General features: G+C 63.5%; 32 protein-coding genes. 14 read left to right on the top strand and 18 right to left on the bottom strand.

The features are described from left to right. Positions 1–3: 3 nt before the first annotated feature. The 3 genes from ACMGRF_RS08260 to ACMGRF_RS08250 form a co-directional block, all read right to left on the bottom strand. Positions 4–426 (bottom strand): low affinity iron permease family protein, encoded by a 423-nt coding sequence (locus ACMGRF_RS08260; protein ID WP_049416449.1) that lies wholly within the window; start codon positions 424–426, stop codon positions 4–6. Further along, positions 423–677, bottom strand: coding sequence for a hypothetical protein (locus ACMGRF_RS08255; RefSeq protein ID WP_049416445.1), 255 nt, complete (start codon positions 675–677; stop codon positions 423–425). The genes ACMGRF_RS08260 and ACMGRF_RS08255 overlap by 4 nt, the downstream gene beginning before the upstream one ends. 123 nt (positions 678–800) lie before the next feature. Next, entirely contained in the window at positions 801–1,079 is a 279-nt protein-coding gene (locus ACMGRF_RS08250; protein ID WP_134709879.1) for a hypothetical protein, read from the bottom strand. A gap of 177 nt (positions 1,080–1,256) precedes the next feature. Here ACMGRF_RS08250 and ACMGRF_RS08245 point away from each other — a divergent pair, with 177 nt between their 5' ends. Beyond that, entirely contained in the window at positions 1,257–3,893 is a 2,637-nt protein-coding gene (locus ACMGRF_RS08245) for an excinuclease ABC subunit A (RefSeq protein ID WP_414485815.1), read from the top strand. Positions 3,894–4,000: 107 nt separating this feature from the next. Here ACMGRF_RS08245 and ACMGRF_RS08240 read toward each other — a convergent pair whose 3' ends face one another. After that, positions 4,001–4,954 carry an alpha/beta fold hydrolase gene (locus ACMGRF_RS08240; RefSeq protein ID WP_414485814.1) on the bottom strand — a complete coding sequence of 318 codons (954 nt, stop codon included), beginning with the start codon at positions 4,952–4,954 and terminating at the stop codon, positions 4,001–4,003. Between the two features lie 168 nt (positions 4,955–5,122). Here ACMGRF_RS08240 and ACMGRF_RS08235 point away from each other — a divergent pair, with 168 nt between their 5' ends. The 8 genes from ACMGRF_RS08235 to ACMGRF_RS08200 all read left to right on the top strand — a co-directional run bounded on the left by ACMGRF_RS08235 (position 5,123) and on the right by ACMGRF_RS08200 (position 12,627). Further along, complete coding sequence (locus ACMGRF_RS08235) at positions 5,123–5,692, top strand: TetR/AcrR family transcriptional regulator (protein WP_049416434.1); 570 nt, start codon at positions 5,123–5,125, stop codon at positions 5,690–5,692. Positions 5,693–5,754: 62 nt separating this feature from the next. After that, positions 5,755–6,231, top strand: a complete 477-nt coding sequence (locus tag ACMGRF_RS08230) for a DUF1348 family protein (protein ID WP_049416430.1) — start codon at positions 5,755–5,757, stop codon at positions 6,229–6,231. Between the two features lie 79 nt (positions 6,232–6,310). Beyond that, positions 6,311–6,895, top strand: a complete 585-nt coding sequence (locus ACMGRF_RS08225) for a hypothetical protein (protein WP_152904729.1) — start codon at positions 6,311–6,313, stop codon at positions 6,893–6,895. A 251-nt stretch (positions 6,896–7,146) separates the two neighbouring features. Further along, on the top strand, positions 7,147–7,803 hold the full coding sequence (gene paoA, locus ACMGRF_RS08220) for an aldehyde dehydrogenase iron-sulfur subunit PaoA (RefSeq protein WP_414485915.1): 657 nt from the start codon (positions 7,147–7,149) through the stop codon (positions 7,801–7,803). Then, complete coding sequence (locus ACMGRF_RS08215; RefSeq protein WP_414485813.1) at positions 7,800–8,750, top strand: FAD binding domain-containing protein; 951 nt, start codon at positions 7,800–7,802, stop codon at positions 8,748–8,750. Before paoA ends, ACMGRF_RS08215 begins: the two co-directional genes overlap by 4 nt. Further along, positions 8,750–10,954: an aldehyde oxidoreductase molybdenum-binding subunit PaoC gene (gene paoC / locus ACMGRF_RS08210; RefSeq protein WP_414485812.1), complete on the top strand. Its 2,205-nt coding sequence runs from the start codon at positions 8,750–8,752 to the stop codon at positions 10,952–10,954. Before ACMGRF_RS08215 ends, paoC begins: the two co-directional genes overlap by 1 nt. 9 nt (positions 10,955–10,963) lie before the next feature. Next, entirely contained in the window at positions 10,964–12,025 is a 1,062-nt protein-coding gene (locus tag ACMGRF_RS08205) for an XdhC family protein (protein WP_414485811.1), read from the top strand. Further along, a complete protein-coding gene (locus ACMGRF_RS08200) occupies positions 12,001–12,627 on the top strand; it encodes a nucleotidyltransferase family protein (RefSeq protein WP_414485810.1) in 627 nt (208 codons plus the stop codon). Before ACMGRF_RS08205 ends, ACMGRF_RS08200 begins: the two co-directional genes overlap by 25 nt. Positions 12,628–12,731: 104 nt before the next feature. On the opposite strand, the gene ACMGRF_RS08195 is transcribed toward ACMGRF_RS08200, so the two are convergent. The 3 genes from ACMGRF_RS08195 to ACMGRF_RS08185 all read right to left on the bottom strand — a co-directional run bounded on the left by ACMGRF_RS08195 (position 12,732) and on the right by ACMGRF_RS08185 (position 14,773). Continuing rightward, positions 12,732–13,202: a hypothetical protein gene (locus ACMGRF_RS08195; protein WP_134709863.1), complete on the bottom strand. Its 471-nt coding sequence runs from the start codon at positions 13,200–13,202 to the stop codon at positions 12,732–12,734. Continuing rightward, positions 13,203–13,559 carry a hypothetical protein gene (locus ACMGRF_RS08190; RefSeq protein ID WP_414485809.1) on the bottom strand — a complete coding sequence of 119 codons (357 nt, stop codon included), beginning with the start codon at positions 13,557–13,559 and terminating at the stop codon, positions 13,203–13,205. It lies immediately after the preceding gene. Between the two features lie 458 nt (positions 13,560–14,017). After that, on the bottom strand, positions 14,018–14,773 hold the full coding sequence (locus ACMGRF_RS08185; protein WP_262258009.1) for a tetratricopeptide repeat protein: 756 nt from the start codon (positions 14,771–14,773) through the stop codon (positions 14,018–14,020). Positions 14,774–14,938: 165 nt separating this feature from the next. Here ACMGRF_RS08185 and ACMGRF_RS08180 point away from each other — a divergent pair, with 165 nt between their 5' ends. Further along, a complete protein-coding gene (locus ACMGRF_RS08180; protein WP_262258007.1) occupies positions 14,939–15,796 on the top strand; it encodes a hypothetical protein in 858 nt (285 codons plus the stop codon). A gap of 243 nt (positions 15,797–16,039) precedes the next feature. Next, on the top strand, positions 16,040–16,645 hold the full coding sequence (locus tag ACMGRF_RS08175; protein ID WP_414485808.1) for a hypothetical protein: 606 nt from the start codon (positions 16,040–16,042) through the stop codon (positions 16,643–16,645). 281 nt (positions 16,646–16,926) lie between these two features. On the opposite strand, the gene ACMGRF_RS08170 is transcribed toward ACMGRF_RS08175, so the two are convergent. Continuing rightward, positions 16,927–17,442, bottom strand: coding sequence for a DUF3693 domain-containing protein (locus ACMGRF_RS08170; protein WP_414485807.1), 516 nt, complete (start codon positions 17,440–17,442; stop codon positions 16,927–16,929). A 106-nt stretch (positions 17,443–17,548) separates the two neighbouring features. Next, entirely contained in the window at positions 17,549–18,205 is a 657-nt protein-coding gene (locus ACMGRF_RS08165) for a hypothetical protein (protein ID WP_414485806.1), read from the bottom strand. Positions 18,206–18,801: 596 nt separating this feature from the next. On the opposite strand from ACMGRF_RS08165, the gene ACMGRF_RS08160 reads away from it, so the two are divergent. Beyond that, complete coding sequence (locus ACMGRF_RS08160; protein WP_414485805.1) at positions 18,802–19,641, top strand: hypothetical protein; 840 nt, start codon at positions 18,802–18,804, stop codon at positions 19,639–19,641. Between the two features lie 35 nt (positions 19,642–19,676). Here ACMGRF_RS08160 and ACMGRF_RS08155 read toward each other — a convergent pair whose 3' ends face one another. Then, a complete protein-coding gene (locus ACMGRF_RS08155) occupies positions 19,677–19,961 on the bottom strand; it encodes a hypothetical protein (protein WP_414485804.1) in 285 nt (94 codons plus the stop codon). Here ACMGRF_RS08155 and ACMGRF_RS08150 point away from each other — a divergent pair. Beyond that, positions 19,960–20,613, top strand: a complete 654-nt coding sequence (locus tag ACMGRF_RS08150) for a DUF3653 domain-containing protein (protein WP_414485914.1) — start codon at positions 19,960–19,962, stop codon at positions 20,611–20,613. The two genes, ACMGRF_RS08155 and ACMGRF_RS08150, sit on opposite strands and share 2 nt — an antisense overlap. A gap of 180 nt (positions 20,614–20,793) precedes the next feature. After that, complete coding sequence (locus ACMGRF_RS08145; RefSeq protein ID WP_414485803.1) at positions 20,794–21,015, top strand: hypothetical protein; 222 nt, start codon at positions 20,794–20,796, stop codon at positions 21,013–21,015. Here the strand turns inward: ACMGRF_RS08145 and ACMGRF_RS08140 are convergent, their stop codons facing one another. The 8 genes from ACMGRF_RS08140 to ACMGRF_RS08105 all read right to left on the bottom strand — a co-directional run bounded on the left by ACMGRF_RS08140 (position 21,016) and on the right by ACMGRF_RS08105 (position 25,781). Further along, positions 21,016–22,230, bottom strand: a complete 1,215-nt coding sequence (locus ACMGRF_RS08140) for a zonular occludens toxin domain-containing protein (protein WP_414485802.1) — start codon at positions 22,228–22,230, stop codon at positions 21,016–21,018. Then, on the bottom strand, positions 22,227–22,511 hold the full coding sequence (locus ACMGRF_RS08135) for a DUF2523 domain-containing protein (protein WP_100450045.1): 285 nt from the start codon (positions 22,509–22,511) through the stop codon (positions 22,227–22,229). The genes ACMGRF_RS08140 and ACMGRF_RS08135 overlap by 4 nt, the downstream gene beginning before the upstream one ends. Further along, positions 22,511–23,527 (bottom strand): virulence factor TspB C-terminal domain-related protein, encoded by a 1,017-nt coding sequence (locus ACMGRF_RS08130; RefSeq protein WP_414485801.1) that lies wholly within the window; start codon positions 23,525–23,527, stop codon positions 22,511–22,513. Before ACMGRF_RS08130 ends, ACMGRF_RS08135 begins: the two co-directional genes overlap by 1 nt. Before the next feature lie 106 nt (positions 23,528–23,633). After that, complete coding sequence (locus ACMGRF_RS08125; RefSeq protein ID WP_180895374.1) at positions 23,634–23,771, bottom strand: major capsid protein; 138 nt, start codon at positions 23,769–23,771, stop codon at positions 23,634–23,636. A 209-nt stretch (positions 23,772–23,980) separates the two neighbouring features. Continuing rightward, on the bottom strand, positions 23,981–24,280 hold the full coding sequence (locus tag ACMGRF_RS08120; RefSeq protein WP_164072161.1) for a single-stranded DNA-binding protein: 300 nt from the start codon (positions 24,278–24,280) through the stop codon (positions 23,981–23,983). Positions 24,281–24,284: 4 nt separating this feature from the next. Next, positions 24,285–25,391 carry a replication initiation factor domain-containing protein gene (locus tag ACMGRF_RS08115; protein ID WP_414485800.1) on the bottom strand — a complete coding sequence of 369 codons (1,107 nt, stop codon included), beginning with the start codon at positions 25,389–25,391 and terminating at the stop codon, positions 24,285–24,287. Then, entirely contained in the window at positions 25,381–25,557 is a 177-nt protein-coding gene (locus ACMGRF_RS08110; RefSeq protein WP_414485799.1) for a hypothetical protein, read from the bottom strand. Before ACMGRF_RS08110 ends, ACMGRF_RS08115 begins: the two co-directional genes overlap by 11 nt. Further along, positions 25,554–25,781 carry a hypothetical protein gene (locus ACMGRF_RS08105; protein WP_414485798.1) on the bottom strand — a complete coding sequence of 76 codons (228 nt, stop codon included), beginning with the start codon at positions 25,779–25,781 and terminating at the stop codon, positions 25,554–25,556. The genes ACMGRF_RS08110 and ACMGRF_RS08105 overlap by 4 nt, the downstream gene beginning before the upstream one ends. Positions 25,782–25,792: the final 11 nt, after the last annotated feature.

Raw genomic sequence — 25,792 nt, 5'->3', positions numbered from 1 at the left:
ACCTCAGGCTTCGGCGGCCGCGTCCGCATCGCAGGGCATGCAGCGCTCCTTCTTGGACTTGATGTCTGCAGCGGTCTTCGCCAGTGCCTCGTAACGCTGGCGTATCTCTTCAAGGTGGGCCGGCTCCATCGACTCCAGGTTCAACAGCTCCTGGTTTGCGTCCTTGCTGACACGGATCAGTTCATCCAGTTTGATGTGCAGCGCTGCGGTATCGGCGTTCTGCGTATGCTGGATCAGGAACACCATCAGGAAGGTCACGATGGTCGTCCCCGTATTCACCACCAGCTGCCACGTGTCATTGAAGTGGAAAGCCGGCCCGCTGGCAGCCCAGGTGATGATCACCCCCAGCGCTGCGACGAATGCCCCCAGGCTGCCGGACCATCGCGCCGTCGCGGCCGCGACACGGGCGAAACCGCGCCGGATCACTGGTCACCTCCGCCGGCCTCCTCATCCGTTCGGCGGTCTGGCAGCCTGACCCGCTCCCCAAGGCGCTTGGCCTGCTCGTCCGGCGTGGGTGCAGCGACGAAGGGAGAGATCGGGTCGCTGGCGGGGAAGGTTTCCTGCAGCGCTTCGTCATGATTGCGGTGGTTGTGCAGCTTTGCCTGCAGCGGACTGACAGGCTCGGGGCGCTGCGCCTCCGTGTCCGGATGGGGAAGGTCTTTCTGGTCGCGTTGCATGGTACATCTCCAGGTTGATCACCACCTCGCAGGTGGCGGGCCCAGCATAGGAATGCGCGGTGAGCGGCCCCATCAAGGGCGGGGCAACGTGGCGTCAATCCTTCAGGCAACGCGCGTTAACAATCAGCAGGGTGGGGGCCTCCGGGGGCGGCCACGGCGGCGCCACGCCAGCACCTGGCCCACGACCGCCGTCAACAGCAGCATTGCATTGGTCACCACGAAGACCACGCTGCCGAGCATCGCGCTGTAGACCGTGAACAGCGCAGATGCGGTCATCTGGCCTGCGAACAGCCACCTGGACACGGCTTCCGGGTTGGACGACCGCCACTGCTTCACCATCTGACGGATCAAGGTTGCCATCAGTACCGCCGTGGCGGCCCAGCCGAGTACGTCGGGGTGCATGGCAGCCTCCGGTGTGTGGGCTCTCCACGCTAGCCCGTGGCTGGGCAACGCCGTACGAAGGGGAGGTGAAGACAGCATCCCGCCTCCGGCGCCCTCGCGCCATTCACTCCGCACCGGCGACAATGGCTGCTCGGGCGCACCATGCGCGATCCGCCCACCGAATGCAGGAATGCTGAGATGTCCAACACCCCCTTTGGCGAGTCGTCATGTGCTGCCGCAGCCAGCGGCTGCATCGAGGTCCGCGGTGCGCGCGAGCACAACCTGAAGAATGTCGATGTCTCCATTCCACGCAATGCGCTGGTGGTGTTCTCTGGCGTATCGGGGTCCGGCAAGTCCTCGTTGGCCTTCGGCACGGTCTTCGCCGAGGCGCAGCGGCGCTACTTCGAATCCGTCGCACCGTATGCGCGCCGGCTGATCGACCAGGCGGGCGTGCCGGACGTGGACGCCATCGACGGCCTGCCGCCGGCGGTCGCCCTGCAGCAGCAGCGCGGTGCCAGCAATGCACGTTCATCGGTGGGCAGCGTGACCACGCTGTCCAGCCTGGTGCGCATGATGTATTCGCGTGCAGGCGCGTACCCGGCCCACCAGCCCATGCTGTACGCCGAAGACTTCTCGCCCAACACTCCGCAGGGTGCCTGCAGCACCTGCCACGGTCTGGGGCACGTCTATGAAGTGACCGAAGCGCTGATGGTGCCGGACCCATCGCTGAGCATCCGCGAGCGCGCCATCGCCTCCTGGCCACCGGCCTGGCATGGCCAGAACCTGCGCGACATCCTGGTCACGCTGGGCTATGACATCGATGTGCCATGGAAGAAGCTGCCGAAGAAGGACCGGGACTGGATCCTGTTCACCGAGGAAACCCCGACCGTGCCGGTCTATGCCGGCTTCACGCCCGCCGAGACCCGCGCCGCGCTCAAGCGCAAGCTGGAGCCCAGCTACATGGGCACGTACACCGGGGCACGCCGCTACGTGCTGCACACCTTTGCCAACACCCAGAGCGCGCTGATGCGCAAGCGTGTTTCCCGCTACATGGAGGGCCGGCTGTGCCCCGCCTGCCACGGAAAGCGCCTGAAGCCGGAAGCGCTTTCGGTCACCTTCGCCGGCGTGGACATTGGCGAGTTCATGCGGCTGCCGCTGGATCAGCTGGCAGCGTTGCTCGAGCCCATCGCGCAGGGCAACTTCAGTGCACACAGCCACGGCGCGCGTACCAGCAGGCGTGCAACGCCCCGTGATCGCGCCAAGCGGGCAGCAAGTGGCCGCGCGACCCACGAGGGCGCCCCCGACGTGCGCCTGACCTCGGCCCTGTCAGAGGAAAAGCGCCTGGCGGCACAGCGGTTGGCCGGCGGCGTCATGGCGCGTGTGCGGCAGCTGCGCGACCTGGGCCTGGGCTACCTGTCGCTGGATCGCGCCACGCCCACGCTGTCGGCCGGCGAGCTGCAGCGACTGCGGCTGGCCACGCAGCTCAGTTCCCTGCTGTTCGGCGTGCTGTACGTGCTCGATGAGCCCTCAGCCGGCCTGCATCCTGCCGACAGCCAGGCGCTGTACGACGCGCTGGACCGCCTGCGCGATGGAGGCAACTCGGTGTTCGTCGTTGAACACGATCTGGAACTGATGCGGCGTGCACAGTGGCTGGTGGACGTGGGGCCGCAGGCGGGCGAGCACGGCGGGCGGGTTCTCTACAGTGGCAAGCCCGACGGCCTGCGCGGCATCGAGGCATCGCGCACCGCGCGCTACCTGTTCGACCAGGTGCCTGCGCCTGCCAGCCGGCAACGCAGCGCCGGCAGCTGGCTGGAGCTGAAAGGCATCCACCGCCACAACCTGCAGGGCGTGGACGCGCAGGTGCCGCTGGGAGTGCTGACCGCGGTGACCGGCATTTCCGGCTCGGGCAAGTCCAGCCTGATGGCGCAGGCCCTGCCTGAGCTGATGCTGCTGCACCTGGGGCACGAGACGGTAGATGACAGCGCCGACGATGGACCCACCGTGATCGAAGCCACGCGCGGCCAGCTGGCCGGCGACGTGGACGCCATCCAGCGCGTGGTACAGGTAGACCAGAGGCCCATCGGCCGCACGCCACGCTCCAACCTGGCTACCTACACGGGCCTGTTCGACCACGTGCGCAAGCTGTTTGCCGCGACACCCGACGCGCGCCGCCGCCGTTTCGACGCGGGCCGCTTTTCATTCAACGTGGCCAAGGGGCGATGCGAGACCTGCGAAGGCGAGGGCTTCGTCAGCGTCGAACTGCTGTTCATGCCCAGCGTCTATGCGCCATGCCCGACCTGCCATGGCGCCCGCTACAACCAAGCCACGCTGAAGGTGCTGTGGAACGGCCGCAACATCGCCGAGGTCCTGCAGATGACGGTGGACCAGGCCCATGCGTTCTTCGCCGAAGAAGCGGCCATCGCCCGCCCGCTGCAGATGCTGCAGGAGATCGGCCTGGGCTACCTGCGGCTGGGCCAGCCAGCCACGGAACTTTCAGGTGGCGAGGCGCAACGCATCAAACTGGCCACAGAGCTGCAGCGCAGCCAGCGCGGGCGCTCGCTGTACGTGCTGGATGAACCCACCACCGGCCTGCATGCAGCAGACGCGGACAGGTTGCTGGTGCAGCTTCAGCGGCTGGTGGACGCAGGCAACACAGTGGTAATGATCGAGCACGACATGCGGTCTGTCGCACAGGCGGACTGGGTGATTGATGTAGGGCCTGGTGCAGGCAGCGCGGGCGGCACCATCGTGGCGGCCGGGGCGCCGCATCAGGTGGCCCGCGCCAAGGGCAGCAGGACGGCACCGTTCCTGGTCAGGGAGTTGGCGCTTGTGTAGAGCCGAGTCATGCTCGGCTATCGATTTCCTGTGCTCGACTTGCGGCGTCCAGGCCGCGCCTTTCAACAGAAAGCGGGCTCCGGCGCATCGCCGGAGCCCCCGGCGGTTCACTTTTCCTGCAGGAACGTCAGCATGTCCTGGTTGACCCTGTCCTTGTGGGTATCGGTCAGGCCGTGCGGCGCACCCGGGTAGACAATCAGCTTTGCGCCCTTGATGAGCTTTGCCGACTGGCGGCCTGAGATATCGATCGGCACGATCTGGTCGTCGTCACCGTGGATGACCAGGGTGGGCACATCGAACTTCTTCAGGTCCGCGCGGAAATCGGTGGCCGAGAACGCGGCGATCGAATCGTAGGTGTTCTTGTGGCCGCCCTGCATGCCCTGCGCCCACCACGCATCGATCAGCCCCTGCGACACTTTCGCGCCGGGGCGGTTGAAGCCATAGAACGGGCCCGACGGAATGTCGCGGTACAGCTGCGCGCGGTTCTCCATCTGTGCCTTGCGGATGCCGTCGAACACTTCGATCGGCAGGCCGTTCGGGTTGTCGGCGGTCTTCAGCATGAACGGCGGCACCGAGCTGATCAGCACGGCCTTCTTCACCCGCCCGGTGCCGTGCCGGCCGATGTAGCGCGCCACTTCGCCGCCACCGGTGGAGAAGCCCACCATCGTCACATCGTGCAGGTCCAGCGTATTGATCACCGTGGCCAGGTCATCAGCGTAGTGATCCATGTCGTTGCCGTCCCACGGCTGGCTGGAGCGCCCGTGACCGCGACGGTCATGCGCGATGACGCGGTAGCCGTGGTTGGCCAGGAAGATCATCTGCGATTCCCAGCTGTCCGAGTTCAACGGCCAGCCGTGGCTGAAGGTCACGACCGGACCGTCCTTCGGGCCCCAGTCCTTGTAGTACAGCTGCACGCCATCGGCGGTGGTGATGTAGCTGGCGGTGCGCGCGATGGCGGTGACCGGAGCCGGCTTGGCCGGTTCGGCGGCCTGCGCGGACAGGCCGGCCTGGACCGAGAGGGCGAGGGTGGCAATAGCCAGGGAGCGGGCGAAGGTGTTCATGCGGGAACTCTCATGGGTGGGTGGTGAGACGTACTTTGCGCCTGTGATCAGGCATCCGGGTGATGAACTGTCCGGATTTCTTGATAGATCGTCTTGCACGGATGTGCGCGTACGAATCGCTGGCGATCGCCTGTTGACAAGGTAGAACGTCCGTTCTACCTTGCAGCCATGAGCAAGGTCACCACCGATACCCATCAGAAGATCCTGGCCACGGCCGAGGCGCTGATCTACCAGAACGGGATCCACGCCACGGGCATGGACCTGCTGGTGAAGACCTCGGGCGTGGCGCGGAAGAGCATTTACCGCCACTTCGAGAACAAGGACGACGTGGCCGCTGCTGCGCTGAGGGCGCGCGATGCGCGCTGGCTGGCCTGGTTCCGGCAGGAGTGCGACAAGGCCGACACCCCGGAAGCACGCATCCTCGGCATGTTCACCGTGCTCAATAACTGGTTCCAGTCCGAGGGCTATCGCGGGTGTGCGTTCATCAACACCGCAGGCGAGGTCGGCGACCCGGCCGATCCGATCCGGCAGATCGCGCGTGATCACAAGCAGAAGCTGCTCGATTACACATTGGAACTTACCGGACAACTGGATGTGGAGCAGCCGGCGATACTGGCCCGTCAGCTGCTGGTCCTGATGGAAGGCGCCATCACCCTGTCGCGCGTGATGGGTGATTACGGCGCCGCAGACGCCGCGAAGGATGTCGCGAAGCTGTTGTTGGAACAGGCCAAGCGTTAGCGCCTGAGTACGCCAGATCCTTTGAAGCAACCCGTATATCCATTTCGATTGGAGGTCTCCCCGTGTCCGCTGAACAGCCCCGTCCGCCGCTTCCTCCGTTCACCCTTGAATCGGCCACGCAGAAGGTGCGCCTTGCCGAGGATGGCTGGAATTCCCGCGATGCCGACAAGGTGTCGCTTGCGTATTCGCTCGACACCCAGTGGCGTAACCGTGCCGAGTTCATCAACGGCCGGGAGGAAGCCACGCAGTTCCTGGCACGCAAATGGAACAAGGAACTCGAGTACCGCCTGATCAAGGAGCTCTGGGCCTTTACCGAGAACCGCATTGCCGTCCGCTACGCGTATGAATGGCGCGACGACTCCGGCAACTGGTTCCGTTCCTATGGCAACGAAAACTGGGAATTCGGCGCCGATGGCCTGATGCAGCGCCGCTTCTCGTGCATCAACGACATGCCGATCAAGGAAAGCGACCGCAAGTTCCATTGGCCGCTGGGGCGTCGGCCGGACGATCATCCGGGGTTGTCGGAGCTGGGTATGTGATTCCCGCCGAGGCGCCTTCCGAAGCGCGCTCAGGTACGATGGGGCGGCCGGCATCTGCGCCGGCCGGGGCAGGGGTGCAATGGACATGCAGGCAGGGGGCGGAGTCGATCCGCCGGCGAAGACCGATTCTCAGGAACTGGGATTGATGATCCTATTTAAGAGAGCCGGTCTTCTCTTGTGCCTGGCGGGCGCAGGGTTGGTTAATGCGCAGGTGCCGCCTCAACCGGACAGGCCGAAAGTTGAGCTTGACGGGTCGATCGCAACGGATGGTGGCGCGGAGCTTGATGACAAGCAGCTACGCACGCTGGTCGGGCGCGCAGATGCAGGCGATGCTGATGCGGCGTTTCGACTTTCGCGCCACTTTGAGGGCAAAGGCGTGGCCGGCAACTCCCATATGTGGCTTGCCTATGCCGCAGCGCTGGGGCACCCGATTGCACAGTACAACGTGTTCTTCATGTTGAGGGACAAACAGGACTGTGAGTCATCCAGTGAGGCATACGCATGGCTCAAGAGTGCCGCGCTGAAGGGAGTGAAGGCCGCGCATTCCGAACTTGAGCAGGCGGCTCGCATGGCGTCTCTGCGATGTGCCAGCAAGCGAGAGGAAGAGAGAAGCCATCTACCTGCGAGTGAAGCGAGCGTGGCAACTCAGTCAAGCCCGCCGTAGTTGGCCTGCAGGCTGGGAATGAGTCCGGGTGTCCTTGAAAGAGCTCGATGCAGTCGATTTCTTCGGACCTACTACAACACGTTCTTCTAGGCGCAGGCTGACTGCCTTGGTCGGGCCGTACATTTCGCCGACTTCACAGATCTGTACCCCGCAGAGGGGCATAGTAGCCCTTCGGTAGTGTGAGCGCGTCCATCCAGCCACGGGGTTTGCCCGAACGCCAGGAGGTCACTGTGCCAAGTTGTGATGAAGGAATGAAGCTGACGCGTCGCCAGGTGATCGCCGGCGGCGTCACGACCGTGGCAATGTCCGCCGCACCTGGGGCGTCATCGCTCGCCGCCGAACTGGCGACGCCCCCGCCGCCCCCGCCGCCCAGGCCGCCGGTCATCAGCACGGTGGCCTTCACCGTCAACGGCAAGCGGCGGGAGCTTGAACTCGACACCCGGACCACGCTGCTCGATGCCCTGCGCGAACATCTGAAGCTGACCGGGACCAAGAAGGGCTGCGACCACGGTCAATGCGGTGCCTGTACCGTGCTGGTCAACGGTGAGCGCATCAATGCCTGCCTCAGCCTGGCGGTGCAGCACCAGGGCGATGCCATCACCACCATCGAAGGCCTCGGAACCCCCGATGACCTGCATCCGATGCAGGCCGCCTTCATCAAGCATGACGGCTACCAGTGCGGGTACTGCACGCCGGGGCAGATCTGCTCGGCGGTGGCGGTACTGGACGAGATCAAGCGGGGTGTCCCCAGTCATGTACAGGCGGACGTCAGCGCACGGCCCCGAGCCACCAACATGGAAATGCGCGAACGCATGAGCGGCAACCTCTGCCGCTGCGGGGCCTATTCCAACATTGCCGAGGCGATGGAAGAGGTCGCTGGCGTAACTTCTGGAGGGAGGCGCGCATGAGGGCCTTCAGTTACGAACGCGCCAAATCCCCGGCCGAGGCCGCCAAGGCCGTCGCCGGAACCGAAGGCGCGAAGTTCCTGGCCGGAGGGACCAATCTGCTCGACCTGATGAAGCTGGAGGTCGAGACGCCAGCGCACCTGGTCGATGTGCAGGACATCGGCCTGGACAGGATCGAACCCACCGACGAGGGCGGCCTGCGCATCGGCACGCTGGTCACCAATACCGCGCTGGCCTCGCATGAGCGCGTGCGCCGCGACTACGCGGTGCTGACCCGCGCGATCGTGGCAGGCGCCTCCGGGCAGCTGCGCAACAAAGCCACCACCGGCGGCAACCTGCTGCAGCGCACGCGCTGCCCGTATTTCTACGATCCCCATCTGCCCTGCAACAAGCGCCTGCCCGGATCCGGCTGCGGCGCACTCGAGGGGTTCTCCCGGCAGATGGGCGTGATCGGCACCTCGGACAGCTGCATCGCGACCTACCCGGGCGACATGGCGGTGGCCCTGCGGGTGCTGGACGCCTCGATCCAGACCGTCAGCGGTGACGGCAGTACGCGCAGCATCCCGATTGCCGATTTCCACCGTTCCCCCGGCGACAGGCCGCAGCAGGACAACGTGCTGCAGCGCGGTGAGCTGATCACCCACGTCACGCTGCCGGCGCCCCTGGGCGGTCGGCACGTGTACCACAAGGTACGTGACCGCGCGTCCTATGCGTTCGCACTGGTGTCGGTCGCCGCGGTCGTGCAGCGAGACGGCTCGACGCGGTTCGCCTTCGGTGGGGTCGCGCCGAAGCCGTGGCGCGTCGAGGCAGCCGAACCCCTGCTGCGCGACGGCGTAAAGGCCGCGACCCGGCAGGTGTTCGCCGGTGCCCGCCCGACGCGGGAGAATGCGTTCAAGATCGCGCTCGCCGAGCGCACCCTCGCAGCGGTGCTGGTGGAAGGAGAGCGCTGATGCCCCTTGAATTCAACGCCCCCGCCGGCGACAACCTGTTCGACAAGGCCAAGGTCGTCGGCAAGTCGACGCCGCGCATCGACGGTCCACGCAAGACCACCGGTACCGCCCCCTATGCCTACGAGCGCCATGACGTGGCGCCGAACCAGGCCTACGGCTACATCGTTGGTGCGGGCATCGGCAAGGGGCGCATCATTTCGATGGATGCCTCCCGCGCACGTGCTGCGCCCGGCGTACTGGCGGTCATCACCGCACCGGAAACCAAGCCCGTCGGCAAATCGAACTGGAACAATGCACCGCTGTTCGGCGGAACCGAAGTCGCCCACTACCACCAGGCCATCGCCTGCGTGGTGGCAGAGACCTTCGAGCAGGCCCGCGCCGCCGCGGCGCTGATCCGCACCCGCTACGAGCGCAGCAAGGGCCGCTTCGATTTCCCGGCCCTGGCACCGTCCGCACCGCTGGCAAAGGGCCGTGACGGCAAGCCCGACCGGCAGGCGCTGGGCGATTTCGACACCGCCTACGCGAGCGCCGCGGTCAAGCTCGACCAGACTTATCACACCTCCGACGAAAGTCATTCGATGATGGAGCCGCACGCCACCATCGCCGCCTGGGAGGGTGACACGCTCACGCTGTGGACGGCGAACCAGATGATCGACTGGGCCAGGCAGGGCATGGCGGCGATCCTCGGCATCGATCCTGCCAAGGTGCGCGTGGACTCGCCCTATATCGGCGGCGGCTTCGGCGGCAAGCTGTTCATCCGTGCCGACGCGGTGCTGGCCGCGTTGGCGGCCAAGCAGGTCGGGCGACCGGTGAAGATCGCGCTGCAACGCCCGTTGATGCCCAACAACACCACGCACCGGCACGCCACCCTCCAGCGCGTGCGGATCGGTTGCGGAAAGGATGGCCGGATCTCCGCCATCGCCCATGAGAACTGGTCGGGCAACATCAACGGCGAGGACGGCGAAAACGGCACCCTGCAGACGCCCAAGCTCTATGCAGGCGCCAACCGCCTGGTGGCCAACTACATCGCCACGCTCGACATGCCCGAAGGCAATGCGATGCGCGCACCGGGCGAAGCACCGGGCCACATGGCGCTGGAAGTGGCGATGGACGAAATGGCCCAGAAGCTGGGTCTGGACCCGATCGCGTTCCGCATCCTCAACGAGCCCGAGGTCGTGCCCGGCGATCCGTCCAAGAAGTTCTCCGACCGCAACCTGGTGCGCTGCCTGCGCGAAGGCGCGGAGCGCTTCAACTGGAACAAGCGCAACCCCAGGCCGGCGCAGGTCAGGGAAGGGCACTGGCTGGTCGGCATGGGCGTGTCCGCAGGCTATCGCGGCGCACCGACGATGAAGTCGGCGGCGCGGGTCCGGCTTGACGGCCAGGGCGGGGTGATTGTCGAGACCGACATGACCGACATCGGCACCGGCTCCTACACGATCATCGCGCAGACGGCAGCCGAGACCATGGGCGTGCCGCTGGACCGGGTCCAGGTGACCCTCGGCGACTCCCGTCATCCCGCCTCCGCCGGTTCCGGCGGCCAGTGGGGCGCGGCAAGCTCCACCGCGGGCGTGTACGCGGCGTGCGTCAGCCTGCGCCGCAAGGTGGGCGAGAAACTGGGCTTCGACGGCGACACCGCAGACTTCGCCAATGGCCGCATCCAGGCGGGCGGGCGGACGATCAAGCTGGCGGAGGCGGGCACACTGTCGGCGGAGGACGGCATTGCCTTCGGCGACTTCAAGCAAGGCTACGACGTCGGCACCTATGCAGGGCATTTCTGCGAGGTCGCCGTGCATGCCTACACTGGAGAGACGCGCATTCGCCGCATGCTTGCCGTATGCGATGGCGGCCGGATCCTCAATCCGCTGTCCGCACGCAGCCAGGTCATCGGCGGGATGGTGATGGGTGCGGGCGCGACCCTGATGGAGGAACTGGTGGTCGACAAACGGCTTGGCTTGTTCATCAACCACGACCTGGCCGGCTACGAGGTTCCCGTGCATGCCGACATCCCGTATCAGGAGGTGGTCTTCCTCGACACGCTGGATCCGGTAATCTCGCCGATGAAGGCCAAGGGTGTGGGCGAACTGGGCATCTGCGGGGTTGGCGCCGCGATCGCCAATGCGATCTACAACGCGACCGGCGTGCGCGTGCGCAACTATCCCATTACCCTGGACAAGCTCTTGCCGGGCTTGCCCGACGTGGGCTGACCCTTGCGCATGGACCGACCCGCAGCCTCGCCCACTCTGGAGGCCTCCGCCGCAGGCGGAGGGGAGCCCGGCGATCTTGCCGAGGACCTGTCCGCAGCGCCAGGTTTCCTCGCCGAAGGCAGCCCGCGCGGCGTACTCGAGACGGCCTTGACGCGCGTGCGCGCGGGTGAGCACGCCGTGCTCGCGCTGGTGCTGGAAGCCGATGGCTCCACCTACGCCGGTGCCGGCGACATGGTGCTGTTCTGCAACGGCAGCCAGGTCGGCTGGCTGAGCGGCGGATGCCTGGAGCCCGAGCTCGCGCGACGCGCGGAGCAGGTGAGCGCGGCAGGGCGGGTCGACTGGATCGAGATCGACACCCGCAGTGACGACGACCTGTTGAGTGGGTCTGCGCTCGGCTGCCGCGGCCGGCTGCGGATTGCGCTCCTGCCATTGCGTGCCATGGCCGGCATCGACGCCGTCATCGAGGCTTGGTTGCGCGAGGGCGTGTCACTCCAGCGCGACCTTCGCACGTCGGGGCAGGTCATTTTCCGTGCCGGCCATCACGAGCAGGCGTGGCAGCTGCATCCGATGGAGGGTACGCAGCCCTTTGGCGAGGGTGCGTGGCGTCTGCCGTTGCCCCGGCTTCCGCGGGCCCTGGTGTTGGGGGGCGGTCCCGAAACGCCCTTCCTGGTTCCGTTGCTGCGCGGCCTGGGGTGGCGGGTCAGCGTGGCCGAACGGCGAGCGCGCTGGGCCTCAGCCGGGCAGTACGCCGATGTGCATCTTCAGACCAACCCTGCAGAGGCCCTTCATGGCGACCCGTGCGACGCGGTACTGGTGATGCATCACGATTTCGAACTGGACCGGGAGGCGCTGGTGGCCCTGGCTGACACCAACGTCGCGTTCATTGGGCTGCTGGGTCCGCGGCGAAGGCGCGAGGACCTGTTCAAGCTGCTGACACCGGATCAGCGCCACCGCCTTTCCCCTAGACTTCGGTCACCGGTCGGCCTGAACATCGGCGGCCGAGGGCCAGAGGCGATTTCGCTCAGCATCGCCGCGCAGCTGCAGCAATGGCGAAGCGCGCACGGCAGGTGACTGACGCGCATGCGGTCGTCGTGCTGGCTGCCGGCGGGAGCACCCGGCTCGGCCAGCCCAAGCAGCTTCTGACCCGGCAGGGCGAAACCCTGGTACATCGCGTGGTGCGGTTGGCGCGCGAGGTCGCGCCAGCGCAGGTGCTGGTCGTGGTGGGCGCGAACGCACAGGCGGTGACATCCAGCATTGCCGGGCTGGATGCCACTCCGGTAACCAACCCCCACTGGGAACGCGGCCTGGCGAGCAGCCTGCAGGTTGCCGGCGCACACCTGCTGCCCACGGTGACCGCGGTGATGATCCTGGCATGCGACCAGCCCGCAATCGAGCGCTCCCATCTGCAGGCGCTGCTTTCCGGTGCCCGCGCCGCAGCATCAACGTGCGCGGGCACCCGCCACGGACATGCGCTTGGTGTTCCCGCAGTCGTGCCGCGCGCCTGGTTCACCGCTGTCGGTGCAGCCGGTGACCGCGGCTTCGGAGCGCGCCTGCGGCAACTTCCTGTCGATACTGTGCATGTCCTGCAGGCACCGGAACTGGCCCTGGATATCGATACGCCAGAAGATCTTGCGCGTGCGCGCGATGCGGGCTGGATCGATGCCGGGAGGTGACTCGCATGATCACTGGGCCGATGCCTGTCGCGCAGGTGACTAGCGGCAGGGCCGGAGCTCGAACCCTCGCTTCCCGCAGCCGTGTAGATTCGAGCCACGCTCGACTACGGCACGCCACATCGCGCCCCATCAGGCACATCACCAGCAAGAATCTGCAGCACCCGATCCAACAGAACAGGCTCCGGCACGTCAGCCAGTACCTGCTCCAGGTAATCCAACGGCTCCAACTGCCATTGGAGGAGCGCCCGCAACCGAACAACGGCGGGCGCCCGCTGCTCCGCGTCCAGTGAGACCTGCAACAGCAGATGTTTCGAGCGCCTCTCCAGCCACAGCACGGGTATGCCTCGGCAAAGAACCTGGAACTCGGCATCTCGGTGCCGCTCAACGAACTGGAAGCCCTGTCGTGGCCGATCCTCCACGAACTGCATGGCTTGGCGGCGCAACTGCAGAAAGCGATCGCCGGGGATGCTGTGGAATCCGATAGGCGAGGGCTTGGGCGGTGCCAGCCACTGCGTCTGTGCCGCAACCACCACCACAAGACAGAGCGCGGTGGCCGCCCAGCGGCACCACGCCACTCAACCCTCCGGATACAGTCGGGTACTGGCGTGTGCGGTAAGGCCGATTCCGGCCATGATCAGGCCCTCCATCACGCGCGGGCCGACGTATTGCTCCAGTTCGCCGTTCTCGCGGGCGCGCTGCGCGGCCAGCAGGATCTCCAGCACCACGCGAAGGCCGGCCAAGGAGCAGTCGGTGTCCGCCAGGGCGATGCGTCGACCGGGCATCTGATGGCTTTCCGGCCACGGCTGACCATCGGAGGCGGCGCCCGAGCCGATGCTGTGCAGCAGGGCGATGAGCGTGTTCGGATCCAGCCCGGGGCCGTTGGCGGGCGCGTCGTGGATCGGGTGCGGGGTAGGGGAGTGGGGCTGGTTCATGGCAGGGCTCCTTGCGCGCATGCAGAAGCCGCCACCGATAAAGGTGGCGGACGGTGCGTGGTTCGAAACCCCGTGTGTGGATGACCGGGCAGGCGCAAGGCCTCCACGCACCGCCCGCCATAGCCGACTGACGGATTGCCAGCCGGCACCGCGCGAAGCAGTGCCGGCTGGCAAGTGCGAGCAACATCCACACAACCGGGGTTTCGAATCCCGACCACCGATGCACGGTGGCAGGGCAAGGAATACGCGGACCTATGCGTGATGCCAATGCAGTAGGGCTGATGACGTCACTACTTTCAACATTTTCAGAATCGTTGCATACGACGCAACCAAGCTGGAGCCTTGCGCTGCAACGCTATCGGCGATGTCGGTGGTGCAAGCCTAGCGAGTGTCGGCATCCGCCCGGCGAGGCTGTGAGCGAGGCGAATGCGACAGAATTGGCAACGGCTGCCAGGTCGTCACCAGCTCTTCAACGCGACCTTGGTCCGCTCCAACCAGGTGGCATTGTGGCTGCGCGCGTGGCGCGACCAGTGCCGGGCATCATCGATGATGCTGGCGAACAGACTGCGGGCCTGCTCGCGATCGTCGGGTTGCGGCTGCGCCATCAGCCATTCGGCGTAGAGGCAGCGAGCGGCCGCATCGTTTCCGCATTCCACGGCGCGCTCGAATGCGGCGCGGGCTCCGGGTGCTTGGGCGGCAGCCAGTGCCTGCGCGTAAAGCAGCGTCTGTTCCGGCTTGCGGCGCGCATCCGGATGGCGGGCGAACAGGCCGTCCAGCGTCTCCACCGCAAGCGCAGCGTGCCCGGACTCGAGGCGGGCACGGGCAAGGCCGGTCAGGATGTAGGGATCGTCGCCCAGCGGCGAGCTGGCTGCGTGCTCAAGCAGGGTTCTGGCTTCCTCGGCCTGGCCGGCATCCAGCAGCGCCATGCCCAGGCGAACCCGGTTCTGCACGGTGGGCGTTCGCGCCAGTTCGGCACGGGCGTTGCGCAAGTCCTGGCCCGGGTCCATGAGCTGCTTGGCGGAGCGGATGGCCTGACGGGCGCCGCGCGAGTTGCGGGCTTCCGGGAAGTAGATCGCCAGGAAGTAGACGACGCTGCCGAGCAGCGGGAACGAGAAGAGCAGGATGAGCCAGTAGAGGCTCTGGCCCGAGCGGATGGCGTGCACCGCGAAGTAGATGGCCGCCAATACGTGGAGTCCGATTCCGATATAGGGCATGTGTGCCGCCTCGTCCTTGTGAGGGGTGGAACTATAGTTGGGGAGGGGTGGGGCGCCAATGGGCGGGTGATTGTACGTGACGCGTCACGTTAATTGGATTGCAATCTGCGAGGCAGAACGCTGCATGCAACAATGTGGCGGGGCTGTCTTGATGGAAGGGGATACATGGATACCTATCAGCTACGGGGCGCGCATATTGGGCCCCAGACGATCCTGGAGATCAGCCAAGATCGCCACGTAGCCTTGGCAAACGCGCGGCATTGCCTCATTGACGCGGGATCCTTTGAGCGGCGCTACGAGCTACTTATGGGCAACTTCTTGGCGTTCGAGGAGTTTTGCGCCGTAGCACATCTGCGAAGTGAGCTGCGCAAGGACTGGAGCTATGAGACTGGCGATGCCCTTCTAATGGAGGCCAATCGACACGTCATCAATCTATTCACCAGTGGCAAGACGTACATGGATCAAGTGGCACGTGACTTCAAATCATTCGGTGAAGAAGGCGAATTTGCCCGACAAGCCAAGTATCTAGCCGCTACCGCCTATGACAACTGCCTTGCCTACCGCCTGACCTGCCAACTGCGTGATCGATCCCAGCATCGCGCTCTCCCCGTGGACGGGCAAGAGGGCGGGAGAGGCGAGCACGGGCTGTATGCATCTAAGGACAGGATCGTGGCTGACCGAGGGAAGTTCAAAAAGTCCATCCTCGATGAAACTCCCGACAGGATCTATCTCAGAAGAATCCTGCGCGAGTACATGCGGGAGGTGAATGGAATTCACCTTTCGCTGCGCTCGCTGGTCAATGACCATGTTGAATCTAGTCGTCAGACCGTTGAGGCGGCTATCGCCGACTACGGACAGGCACAGCAGTTCAAGGGTCATGCATCGGCGACAGGCATAGGCCTCGAATCATGCCATTACCATGACCACTCGGTAGTGGAGGCAGTTCCCCTCCTGCTGAACTGGGATGATCTGCGATTAGCGCTGGCGAGGAAGAACAGCTTCAAGCTCAGATTCGATGATTAGTGCACTAATGCGGCGCTTACGCAGAGCCAAGGCGGCGTAGGCTCTTTCTGCCGGGCTGGTCGGCTTCGCCTGCGCGAAACTGCAGGCCATGCAGATCAGAGGCACTAAAGGCTGGTTCGCGTCGTTCGCGGTCCATTACGTACCCCAAGGCGTCCTTAGCGCATTCTAGTCGGGTCGAGCCAGCGCGGGGAGTGGACTGCCGTTTATTATGCGAACAACTTGAGCGGGTAGGGGGAAGGACGGATGTCGATTCTTGACTACAGCAAGGAAATTGCTTCGATACTGGCCGGCCTTTTCGGCTTGATTGGAAAGCTTGCGGCGAAGCCTAAGACTTCGATGGGGTGGGGGCCAAGGGCTTCGATTAGTCACATTCTGCCGCCCTTCACAGATGCAGACGGAAATGTGACGGACCAAAGGCCGCACTTAACAGTTGGATCGTTCTTCATCAGCAATACGGGCAAGGTGCCCCTGAGCGAAATCGAGATCGTTCTGAACTACTCTCCCCAATCACTTAATCTTTGGCCGCCGCGACCGTTCTCCATCACTGAAATTGCACACGGCCGAATTGCGATATCTCTCCCCACGCTATCCCCAAAGGATGAGCTATGGTTTGAGATGGTCGCCGTGAATAATACTCTGCCGAATGTCCTTTCCGTCAGGAGTAAGGAAACCGTAGCCCGGCCAATCACGGTCGACTTGTTGCCTGTTGCACCACGGTGGCAGATTCGTGCCATCCAAATCCTGTCGCTCTTCGGCCTCGTAGCTGCTGTGTACGTGATACTTTGGCTCTTGAGCGGCCTGCTAACAGACAATTGGTCATGGCTCAGTGGCGGCTGCAGAGGGGTGTAGGGGGGCGGCGCCCCTACGAAAGCGCCTCACACGCGCTGGCGAGGCTGAGGCCCTTGTTCATGAAGAGCTGCACGCGGTGGCTCGGCGTCAGGGCCAGCCATCGCCACCGCCGCACGCTCTTTGCGACTGCTCACTACATCCCGGAGATTGACCGCAGTGGCGGGATGATGACGAATGCCGGCGACAGCCAGGCCAGATCCTCGGGAAGCAACTCGCGGCCTTGGAGAAAAAACCGGCCCAAGGGCCGGTCAAATCGTTACGGTGGTGCGGGTCGAACTCAATCATGCCGCGATCTCATCCTTGGCCGGGGACTGAGGACGCAGGCAAGAGCCGAGCCAGAGGCCCAGCCATTGCCACGCGGAGCCGACGAATCGCGCCAAGGCCGACACTGCATTTCGCATAATGTATACAACGTGGGCGTTATCGAAGCCCGTGACCGCCGCCTGAGCCTTGTGGGGCAGGGCAAAGCCGACTGCCAGGCACAACGCCATAGCGGTCGCTGCGAGCTTCCGCCACACCGCCTTTTCTTCTCGGCTGATGGCGCGCGCCTCGCCGACGATCCCGAGCACCCGAGCCAGCGGAATTCCGCTCAAGCCTGCGATGGTTGCGCACACCACCGGGTCGGGTAGCGCCCTTGCATGCCTGTAGTTGCTGATTGCTGAGCGGCCTACTCCAAGGGCGGCAGCGAGCTGATTGTCGCTGCTTACCCCTGCCGCGACCTTGCATGCGTCGAGCAACGAATTGATGTCCTGCATGTTCATGACCCTTGACAGGCTGTGTTTAAGGGGAATATACATGCACCCGATGTTCATTGACCTTGAGCATCCCCGCCACCGGCACCCCAAGGCCGCTGGTGGGCTCCCTTGGGACAGGGCTTGGGGGCAGGGCGCGCAAACGACCAATCTAGTTCAAGTTCTGCCCGTCAACTTGAAGCTCAAGATTCAGCTGCTTGGAGAAGGTCTCAGCATGCATGGCCAGTAGTACGGCGGCGTCCTCCACCCACCTGGTCTCGTTGCATGTTTTTACATCAAACGCCTGAGCATCGTCCGTGTACCTCTTCAAGAACATGGAGACGACGCCAATCAATTCGGCCAGGTGGCGCTCAACCTCGTAAAGGCTACGAACAGTTTGCTCGCCCATGACAACTCCATCGTGCTCGAACCTGACACGGGAGTAGCGTATTTCCGCGGCCTCGAATTTCAACCGGAAGTATCGAAGGTTCATAGCTTCCTCCGGGCCTCGCCGCTTGATTTTGAGGCAGTTCCTGAGCCAAAGGCACTCATTGGCGAGGCTGTCCATGAGCAGCAAGCTCTTCCTTCTGCTGGCTGACTGCACCTTGGCTCTATGTTCGGCATCTTGGCGCTGTCGCTTGTTGCTCTCATAAGCAAGAACCGAAGCTGCCAAACCGATTACCCACGTGCCGGCCGCCGCAATCCAATCAGCCCTGCTTCCATGCTCTGCGACATAGAGCACCAAGAATGCAATTCCACCAGCCACAAAGCTGATAGGGATAGACCAAACAACAAAGGCTCGCGGAACCTCGAAATCCAGAATCTTCATTGTGCCCCCTGTGGCTCATCTTCTGTAAAGGGGATTCTGACATGACCGACCCCCTTCTTGCCTTTGCCCTGCCGGGGCAATTGTGGCCATCCCCTCACTCGCGAAGATTACGTGGCGAAGCACAAGCCGCGCATCGAATTTCAGCCATGGTCAGCGCCTGCCTTCGATGAGCGCACCGTGCAATCTCAGCCTGAGCTGTACTGCATGGCCTCCGGCACTACCGAGCAAGACACCACATGCACATGCGTAACGGAGCAGGGCACCAAGGCCGAGATATCGATTCCGGTATGCGTGGCGTTCGCGCGCGATGGCCCGGCCTACAATCCCTATCGCGCACCACGCCAGGAATCGGAGTCGAGTCAGGATCACCCAGCTCGCGGCATCGCTCAGTCCGCGCCATCTGGCAGTGCAGAGTCATCTCCGCATGCGCTGATTGAGGTTGGGAAACGCCCCATGGGGACGTTCCCGGAGACCCCGCCGTATCCGGCTAGCCTCTAATTATCGTGACGCATCACGCAGAGCCTTGCTGGAATAGGCCCCCACTTGCGGTTAATCTCCGCGCCTACAGGCCAGGGGATCAAGGGAAGGAACGCGCAGTGTTCGAAGACTTCATCAAGGGAATCAGGGAGTACATTAGCGACAGATTCATGAGCCCACTAGGCGCTTCGCTCGCCGCTTCTTGGTGTGCCTGGAACTATAAATCGCTTCTCATTATCTTCTCTGGTGAGTCGGCAATACGGAAGATTCACCTCCTGCAGATGGTGTACCAGAACGCATGGTACTCATGGATACACCTTGCTATCGGCCCCTTGATGACCGCCGCGTTCTATATCCTAGTATTCCCGTATCCATCGAACTGGGTGTATAGCTATTCGCTGAAGCGCCGAAAGGAAGCGCTCAATCTCAAGCGCCAAATTGACGATCAGACCGCACTAACTCAGGAAGAGTCACGCGCCCTTCGAAACCGATTCATGGAGCTTGAGACGCAGCACATGACGGAATCCGCACGTCTCGGCAATACGATCGATAGCTTGAAGAATCAGCTTAAGCAGCTAGTCGAGGAAAGAGATGCACTGGCGGAGGAGCTCACTACTGCTCGCCATGTGGAAGTGACTCGAACAATGCAGCCGGAGGCTCCGCCTTCCTCTTCATCATCAGTGGATCCCGATGCAGTCAATGTCAAGCCCATTTCTCTCGACAAGTCGCAGTGGCAGATGCTGGATGCGCTCGGCAGAAATGGCAGCAACACCAGCGTTACGACCCTCTCTGGCCGGCTGAGCCTGGGTGATGCTGCAATCTGGTATATCGCAGGACAGCTCGAAGATATGGGGCTAGCCTTACGGGGCTCCATCACAGACCAACTATCCGGGGAAGGATATCGGGTCGTTTCCTTAACGGATGTTGGACTTCGGCTGTTTATGCAGTCAATCCAGTAGGAGGGGTGTAGGGGCAGCGCCCCTACGCAAGCGCCTTACACGCGCTGACGTGGCCTCGGCCCACGACTTATGTAGACGACATTGGACGTCTCGGCGCTGGAGCCGGGATCACTCACGCAGAACCGTCGTTCTCGACGAATTCTGAGCGCCTCGGCTAGGTAGATGACGCTGGATTTCGCCGTGGTCGAAGCTCTCCGCGCAGCTGAGGCTCCTGGAGTCGCCTCAGCCATCATCAGTCGCCATTCCCGCGCGATGTTGCAGGTCAGGGACCACCAGGTCATGTCGCAAGGCTCCAACTGATGACCTTCGGGGGTGAACATGTGCCCAGCTTGGAATCCGAAACCGGCCCAAGGGCCGGTCAAGTCGATACGTTGGTGCGGGTCAAACTCAATCATGCCGCGATCTCATCCTTGGCCGGGGACTGAGGACGCAGGCAAGAGCCGAGCCAGAGGCCCAGCCATTGCCATGCAGAGCCAACAAAGGCCCAGATTCGACGGATGCGCAATTTCGCATAATGTATATTATGTTCAGAGCGATCCGGGGTTGGCTGGCACGCATCTTGCCTCGATCCCCAGCCCTGCTGTGGCATGGAGCCTGATTGTGCGTGATCGGAACCTGACCGGCCCTTGGGCCGGTTTTTCGTTTAGGGGTGGCCGACTGGTCACACCCGAAGGCCGCGAGCTGGAACCGCAAGATCTAGCGTGGCTGTCGCTCACTGCTGCCCAAGCGCAGGAATGGCGCCGGATGATGGGCGAACTTCGCGGTGATGCTCGATCGGGGCACCCTCGAAACCGTTGCAGCACTAAGGCTGCCAGAAACACCTTTCCTGCAGTGCCGGCTGAGGTGATCGAGGTGGCCACCCTCATGGCGCGGCGGCAAGAGCGGTTGTCCAGGGTGATGGCCGGTCCCGACGCCGAGCCACCGACAGCAGTCCTGCCGGGACCGGGGCCGAGACCTCGCCAGCGCGTGTGAGGCGCTTCCGTAGGGGCGCTGCCCCTACACCCCGTAGAATGGCCGCCGGATCACTTGGGGGTGCCATAGATGGCGAATTCGACGGGACTGGTGTGGAAAGTGGCCCTAGGAGTGTTCTTGGGCGGAAGTGCATTGCTATTGGCGACATGCGGTGTCCTGGGTGTAGCGGGACACGCCGCCGTGAAGGAGCAGGAGCGCGCCGGGGAGGCCCTCGCCCGCCAGCTCTATCCCAAGTCCATGCCAATCGAAGAAGCGCGGTCGAAACGGGAAAGCCTGCTGCGCGAAGAGGCCGCCAAGAAGATTCCACCGGGGTACCGGTGTATCAATGGACAGGCATTCCGCAGGATCGACAACGGCTGGGTGCAGGCATCGATAGCCTGCCCCCGTGATGCATCACGTTAATCAGAAGCTCGCGGGATAAGGCGGCGATTCGGGGAACGTGCCCATAGGACGCTTACCAACCTCAACGAGCGCGTGCGGAGACGGTTCACGCGTGCTGGATGGTTCAGACTGAACGACGCTCCGGGGCGGATCATCCCGACGAGGATCAGCCTCCTGCCGGGGCGCCCGATAGGGGTTATAGGCTGGGCCATCGCGCGCGATCGCTACACACACCGGGATCGAAATTTTGGCTTTGGTGCCCTGCTCCGTTACGCACGTACATGTAGTGTCCTGCTCGGTTGTGCCGGATGCCATGCAATAGAGCTCAGGCTGCGATTGAACGCTGCGATCATCGAAGGCGGGTGCCGACCACGGCTGGAACTCAATCCGCGGCTTGTGACGTTCGATGTACTCCTCACGGGTGAGGGGCCGTGCCGCCGGCCCGCCCGCGCCCAAGGGCGCCAGGGCTCCAGCCGCCGGCAAAGCACCGGCCCCCTGATCCGCCTTCTTTGGTGCCGACGGCGGCTTGATGATGAAGGCATAGATCATCCAGACACCAAGGACTAGCGCGATAGTTACGGAAAGCGCCTGCCAAACCTTCTTAGGCACCTTGAACTTGTGGCTCGCCGTGTGCAGCGTCGCACTGCGGTAACGGGCATACAGCGCCTTGGGGTAAGCCCAGATTTCTTCTTCGGCCTTGTCGCGCACCTTCTCATCGTACGGATCACTTTGGACGCGCGACCACGTAAGGACGCCAGCCCGCTGCATGCCGAACGAGCGATTCATGTGCGTGTGCGAGCCGATGAGCGTGCGTACCTGATGGTGAATCTTGTTCGGCCATTGCGTGACGAAAACAAGATCGAAACCGCGATGCCGGTGCGTGGACATGGCACGAATTCGGGGATCATCGGATTCCCCCGGCTTTCCCGTCGACGGGAACAGTTTGCCGTAACGTTCTAGCCCCTGCGTGTTGCCATCGGAATGCGCTTCGTCGTAGATCACGAAAGAGCCATCCGGAAGCTGTGTCCAATCGTTGTGCTCGGGCAACTTCTCCATCCACGGGAAGGCGTCTGCGCCCTCCTCTACTGTGGCGCCCGCGATATTGGTGAAGAATCGGCGCGGCTGCGCCTTGCCCTCCTTCACCTGGTGCTGGTTCTGCTCATAGAACTCAAGCGCCATCGACATTGCACGCAGGGTCTTGCCATTGCCGGGCTGCCCGGAGATTAGATACATCATTTCGAAGCTGCCTTCTGTACGGCGACCTTGCCCGCATCAATGACCACCTTGGTCACGATGGCAGAGCCGATCATGGTGATGGCCTCCCCTGCTCCAGCCATGAGCATCACATTGGCGAGATCGGCCGCAATGCCTGACCACTTCTGGGTAATGAGGTTCAGTGCGCCCTTGACAAGCGGCAACAGGGCTGCACCTGTCGCGAGACCGAGGCCAGCGCCAGTGAGAACGCGAGCAAGGGAGTTGCCCAGAAGCTGGACAAGGAAGGCTGCTAACCACGGCATTATTTGCGCACTCCTGCAACGATATATACAGCTGCGATCGCGGAACAGGCGATGACCAAGCCCTTGATCATCAGCGCGAAATCGCAGAGCGGTTGGAATTCAAAACTGACGGTCGTGGAGACAGGTCCAACGCCAACAGTGATGACCTTCGCAGCGGGACAGGAACCACCACCGAGGCCACTAGACCATTGCCCCAGATAACTGCTTGGGATGGGCGGGTCCATGTACGGCATCGGCACGTCGCCGGGATATGTGGGATTTTCGGGAAGGCTGGGGTTCTCTCCGCCGTCGCCGTCACCGTCACCATCACCATCACCGTCGCCGTCACCATCACCGTCCCCGTCCCCGTCCCCTCCCCCGTCACCGCCGCCGTCACCACCACCAGAACCACCGTCGCCGCCACCGTCGCCCCCGCCATCACTACCGCCATCGCCATCACCGCCGCCAGTCTCGCCCCCAGTGCCACCACCATCATCCCCACCGCCGTCCCCTACAGGTTTCGGCTCTGGAGCATCCGACTCGGTGCAGGTCCCACCTGTCGGCGAATATCCGATTCCGGATGTGGCCTCAGCATCGAGCGAACTGGAATACATACAGCCCTTGTGGCAGACGTTCACAGTGGCAGCAGTGCCACCACCTTGCCACCCAAGCTCGTAAGGTCGGGCGCTACAGCGCTCACCGAAGTAGTACTTGCCGCACTCAGTGTCGCCAATGCCAGGAATGCGGGCATAGCAGCGAAAGTAGGTTGGATTCTGACCCACAGCCGGACAACCGAGCTTTTCCGCCTTACCGGGCATGCCGTAGCGCTGCTCAAGCGATGAAGCCGCTTCGTCTTCCTTGGCCTTGCACTCTGAGAAGGCAATGCCCTGATCGCAACCAGCTGGAATCTGCCCCGTCTCCCATGTGGCATTGGTACCGCACATGCCGTACCCCGACGACTGTGCGTAAGCCACTGGAGCAATGCCCATGGACGAAGCCCATGCAAGGATGATGACGAGCCAGCGCACCTCAATCACCAAACGCGATGTAGAGCGCGGCACTGCCGACGCAGAGAACGAATAAGCCGAGCATCACGTTTCCCCATAGAAAGGGGCCGGATTGCCCGGCCCCGTGTTACAGCGATCAACCGAAGATCGCGCCCTTGATCCACTTGAAGCCGACCGAGATTGCAGCCGGCGCGAGCTTGGCCGCGCCGATGGTGCCCAGGACAGCAGCCAGTGAGGCCAGAACGGTCAATGCGGTGCTTGCGTCGAGTTCCATGGTGTTCCCCTTCGTTAGTTTCGGATTGTTCTGCCTATCTGCTTGTATGCCCACGCCACGGCGAAACACACCGCAACCATGGACAGAATTCCCGACACCTCGGCAGTGGTAAGTGCGGGAATATCGGTGCGCGGCACGAATCCAGCCTGCTCACAGGTGCCGGTCTGCTGATTGAATTGCAGGCATTCGTAGACGTACCGCGCCATGACTTAGGCCTGCGCTGCCGGGCGCGGTGCAGCCTTCTGCAGCGGGCGCAGAACCGTGAACTTGCTCAGGGTTGCAACGCCCTTGTTGACCTGCAGCATGGCCGGGACGTCGAGCTCGTACTCGCCCGCCTGATAGCCCGGCTGCCCCTTGTCCAGGCGCACATCGAACGGATAGGCGAAACCGTCCGCCTCCAGCTTGGCGCGCTGCTTGCGGGTGGTGAACTCAACGTTCTCGTTGCGGTCGTTGGTGAAGCTTCCACCACGCTCGTTGATCTGCGAATCCAGTACGGTGACCTTGATCATTTCGTTACCCCTTTGAGGTTGGTTGTACGGCCGCGATTTCGGGCCAGTGCGCTGCTGTGTCACCTGTGACCCACTTCGGCAGCGATGGCGAAGTGCAGGATTCGATTACCGACCGCAGGGACTGATCGTCCGGGCAGTTCTTGGCGATGAAATTGAGGGCCGCGCCGTACTGGCGGCGGATGTGGCGCCGAACGCTCTTCCAAGTCGCTTCAACGGCGGCTTTCGTGATTTCGATGCGCGTGGCGACACAGCGCAGAAAGGACAGGACCGGATAAGCCCCGAGCAGGTAGGAGGCCGGATCGCGCAGAATGTCGAGCGGCAGTTCCTTGCGATTGGAGTTGCGGAACTGCGCCTCATAGCGCACCCACGGCGAACTCTTATCGCCCTGCTCCCTGCCCTTCTCGTAGACCCGCAGCTGCTTTTCCGACTTCTTGCCGCCCACATAGAACGTCTTGCCGTCGCCGCTGTCGTAGTCGTCCACCAGCTGCGCCTTGGGGCGCTGACCACGGTTGTCGAAGTCGCCATTGGCGTACCACTTCTGTGCAATGCGCAATGGGTAATCGCCCACCAGGTCATCGGCGCACACATCGACACGGGTGATCCTCCCGGCGCAGCTTTCGAGCTTCGCTCGAAGCTCCAGCCACCGCTGCGCATGGCCGCAGCGCGCTGCGCTAATCGCCTTGCATCCATCGCCGGTAAGTTCGATGCGGGCGGTATACGTACCATCTGCGCGGCGGCACTCTTCGCCACCGAGTTCGATCATCCCGACGAACTTCTTGGCCGCGTCGATGATCTTGACTCGCCACGTGTAGAAGCGGCCGCCGCCGGCCGTTTCATCCAGTTCAAGACCCAGACCGGCGAAGAACCAGCAGAACACCTGCAAGGCCGCAATGCGGGCGTTGTCCGGGGAGAACTCAATCCACTGGCGGACCTCTTCGAAGCTGTCGCCATCACGGAACGCAACCTCGTCCAGCGCTGCGCGCAGATCGATGGAAGCGGAGAACCAGTCAATGCCGACCGTCAGGGTTCCCTCGGGGTTCCTGAATTCACTGACTCCCCTGTTAGACGAGGGGAGTCCCGACCCGGCCAGCACCGCGCGATCACCGGCCATTGGAGCGGTCCTTGCCGAGCTTCCACAGGCGACGAAGGCCCAGCCATGCCTGCTCGATCACGATGGAGAGCAATGCCACTCCCAGCCAAACGGCGATGAGCGCGGCGCACGCCGCAAGACCCATATCGAACTCCGCCAGTTCGGCGAATGAGGGAAACCTGCTCATGCGGCGCGCTCCTGCTCTTCGGCGAACGCGGCTGCTGCCAGCAGATCGCCGCGCTTGGTGGCGGCAATCTCAGCCTGTGCGAGTGCGATGACCTGGGCTTCGCGGGACCGCTGCGAGGCGGTGTAGTCACGCCTGTCGAGCAGCCACGAAACGATGCGAGCGCCGCCAATCGACACGGCCACGATGGCCGCTAGCAGCACGAAGGTAATCAACGGATCGATCATCCCTGTCCCCT

This window comes from Stenotrophomonas sp. EMP41 (assembly GCF_047495535.1).
In the GTDB taxonomy this organism is placed as follows: Bacteria; Pseudomonadota; Gammaproteobacteria; order Xanthomonadales; family Xanthomonadaceae; genus Stenotrophomonas; species Stenotrophomonas sepilia.
The sequence above is the reverse complement of the archived record's forward strand: the minus strand, read 5'-3'. Positions and strand labels throughout refer to the sequence as shown.

Bases quoted from the DNA above. Each gene is read 5' to 3' on its own strand.
- ACMGRF_RS08105 (WP_414485798.1), bottom strand. From the start codon at position 25,781: ATGATCGATCCGTTGATTACCTTCGTGCTGCTAGCGGCCATCGTGGCC.
- ACMGRF_RS08140 (WP_414485802.1), bottom strand. From the start codon at position 22,230: ATGATGTATCTAATCTCCGGGCAGCCCGGCAATGGCAAGACCCTGCGT.
- ACMGRF_RS08120 (WP_164072161.1), bottom strand. From the start codon at position 24,280: ATGATCAAGGTCACCGTACTGGATTCGCAGATCAACGAGCGTGGTGGA.
- paoC (WP_414485812.1), top strand. From the start codon at position 8,750: ATGCCCCTTGAATTCAACGCCCCCGCCGGCGACAACCTGTTCGACAAG.
- ACMGRF_RS08240 (WP_414485814.1), bottom strand. From the start codon at position 4,954: ATGAACACCTTCGCCCGCTCCCTGGCTATTGCCACCCTCGCCCTCTCG.
- ACMGRF_RS08175 (WP_414485808.1), top strand. From the start codon at position 16,040: ATGTCGATTCTTGACTACAGCAAGGAAATTGCTTCGATACTGGCCGGC.
- paoA (WP_414485915.1), top strand. From the start codon at position 7,147: ATGAAGCTGACGCGTCGCCAGGTGATCGCCGGCGGCGTCACGACCGTG.
- ACMGRF_RS08215 (WP_414485813.1), top strand. From the start codon at position 7,800: ATGAGGGCCTTCAGTTACGAACGCGCCAAATCCCCGGCCGAGGCCGCC.
- ACMGRF_RS08180 (WP_262258007.1), top strand. From the start codon at position 14,939: ATGGATACCTATCAGCTACGGGGCGCGCATATTGGGCCCCAGACGATC.
- ACMGRF_RS08125 (WP_180895374.1), bottom strand. From the start codon at position 23,771: ATGGAACTCGACGCAAGCACCGCATTGACCGTTCTGGCCTCACTGGCT.
- ACMGRF_RS08250 (WP_134709879.1), bottom strand. From the start codon at position 1,079: ATGCACCCCGACGTACTCGGCTGGGCCGCCACGGCGGTACTGATGGCA.
- ACMGRF_RS08155 (WP_414485804.1), bottom strand. From the start codon at position 19,961: ATGTTCACCCCCGAAGGTCATCAGTTGGAGCCTTGCGACATGACCTGG.
- ACMGRF_RS08245 (WP_414485815.1), top strand. From the start codon at position 1,257: ATGTCCAACACCCCCTTTGGCGAGTCGTCATGTGCTGCCGCAGCCAGC.
- ACMGRF_RS08205 (WP_414485811.1), top strand. From the start codon at position 10,964: ATGGACCGACCCGCAGCCTCGCCCACTCTGGAGGCCTCCGCCGCAGGC.
- ACMGRF_RS08235 (WP_049416434.1), top strand. From the start codon at position 5,123: ATGAGCAAGGTCACCACCGATACCCATCAGAAGATCCTGGCCACGGCC.
- ACMGRF_RS08190 (WP_414485809.1), bottom strand. From the start codon at position 13,559: ATGAACCAGCCCCACTCCCCTACCCCGCACCCGATCCACGACGCGCCC.
- ACMGRF_RS08110 (WP_414485799.1), bottom strand. From the start codon at position 25,557: ATGAGCAGGTTTCCCTCATTCGCCGAACTGGCGGAGTTCGATATGGGT.
- ACMGRF_RS08115 (WP_414485800.1), bottom strand. From the start codon at position 25,391: ATGGCCGGTGATCGCGCGGTGCTGGCCGGGTCGGGACTCCCCTCGTCT.
- ACMGRF_RS08225 (WP_152904729.1), top strand. From the start codon at position 6,311: ATGGACATGCAGGCAGGGGGCGGAGTCGATCCGCCGGCGAAGACCGAT.
- ACMGRF_RS08255 (WP_049416445.1), bottom strand. From the start codon at position 677: ATGCAACGCGACCAGAAAGACCTTCCCCATCCGGACACGGAGGCGCAG.
- ACMGRF_RS08200 (WP_414485810.1), top strand. From the start codon at position 12,001: ATGGCGAAGCGCGCACGGCAGGTGACTGACGCGCATGCGGTCGTCGTG.
- ACMGRF_RS08170 (WP_414485807.1), bottom strand. From the start codon at position 17,442: ATGTATATTCCCCTTAAACACAGCCTGTCAAGGGTCATGAACATGCAG.
- ACMGRF_RS08135 (WP_100450045.1), bottom strand. From the start codon at position 22,511: ATGCCGTGGTTAGCAGCCTTCCTTGTCCAGCTTCTGGGCAACTCCCTT.
- ACMGRF_RS08165 (WP_414485806.1), bottom strand. From the start codon at position 18,205: ATGAAGATTCTGGATTTCGAGGTTCCGCGAGCCTTTGTTGTTTGGTCT.
- ACMGRF_RS08185 (WP_262258009.1), bottom strand. From the start codon at position 14,773: ATGCCCTATATCGGAATCGGACTCCACGTATTGGCGGCCATCTACTTC.
- ACMGRF_RS08150 (WP_414485914.1), top strand. From the start codon at position 19,960: ATGTGCCCAGCTTGGAATCCGAAACCGGCCCAAGGGCCGGTCAAGTCG.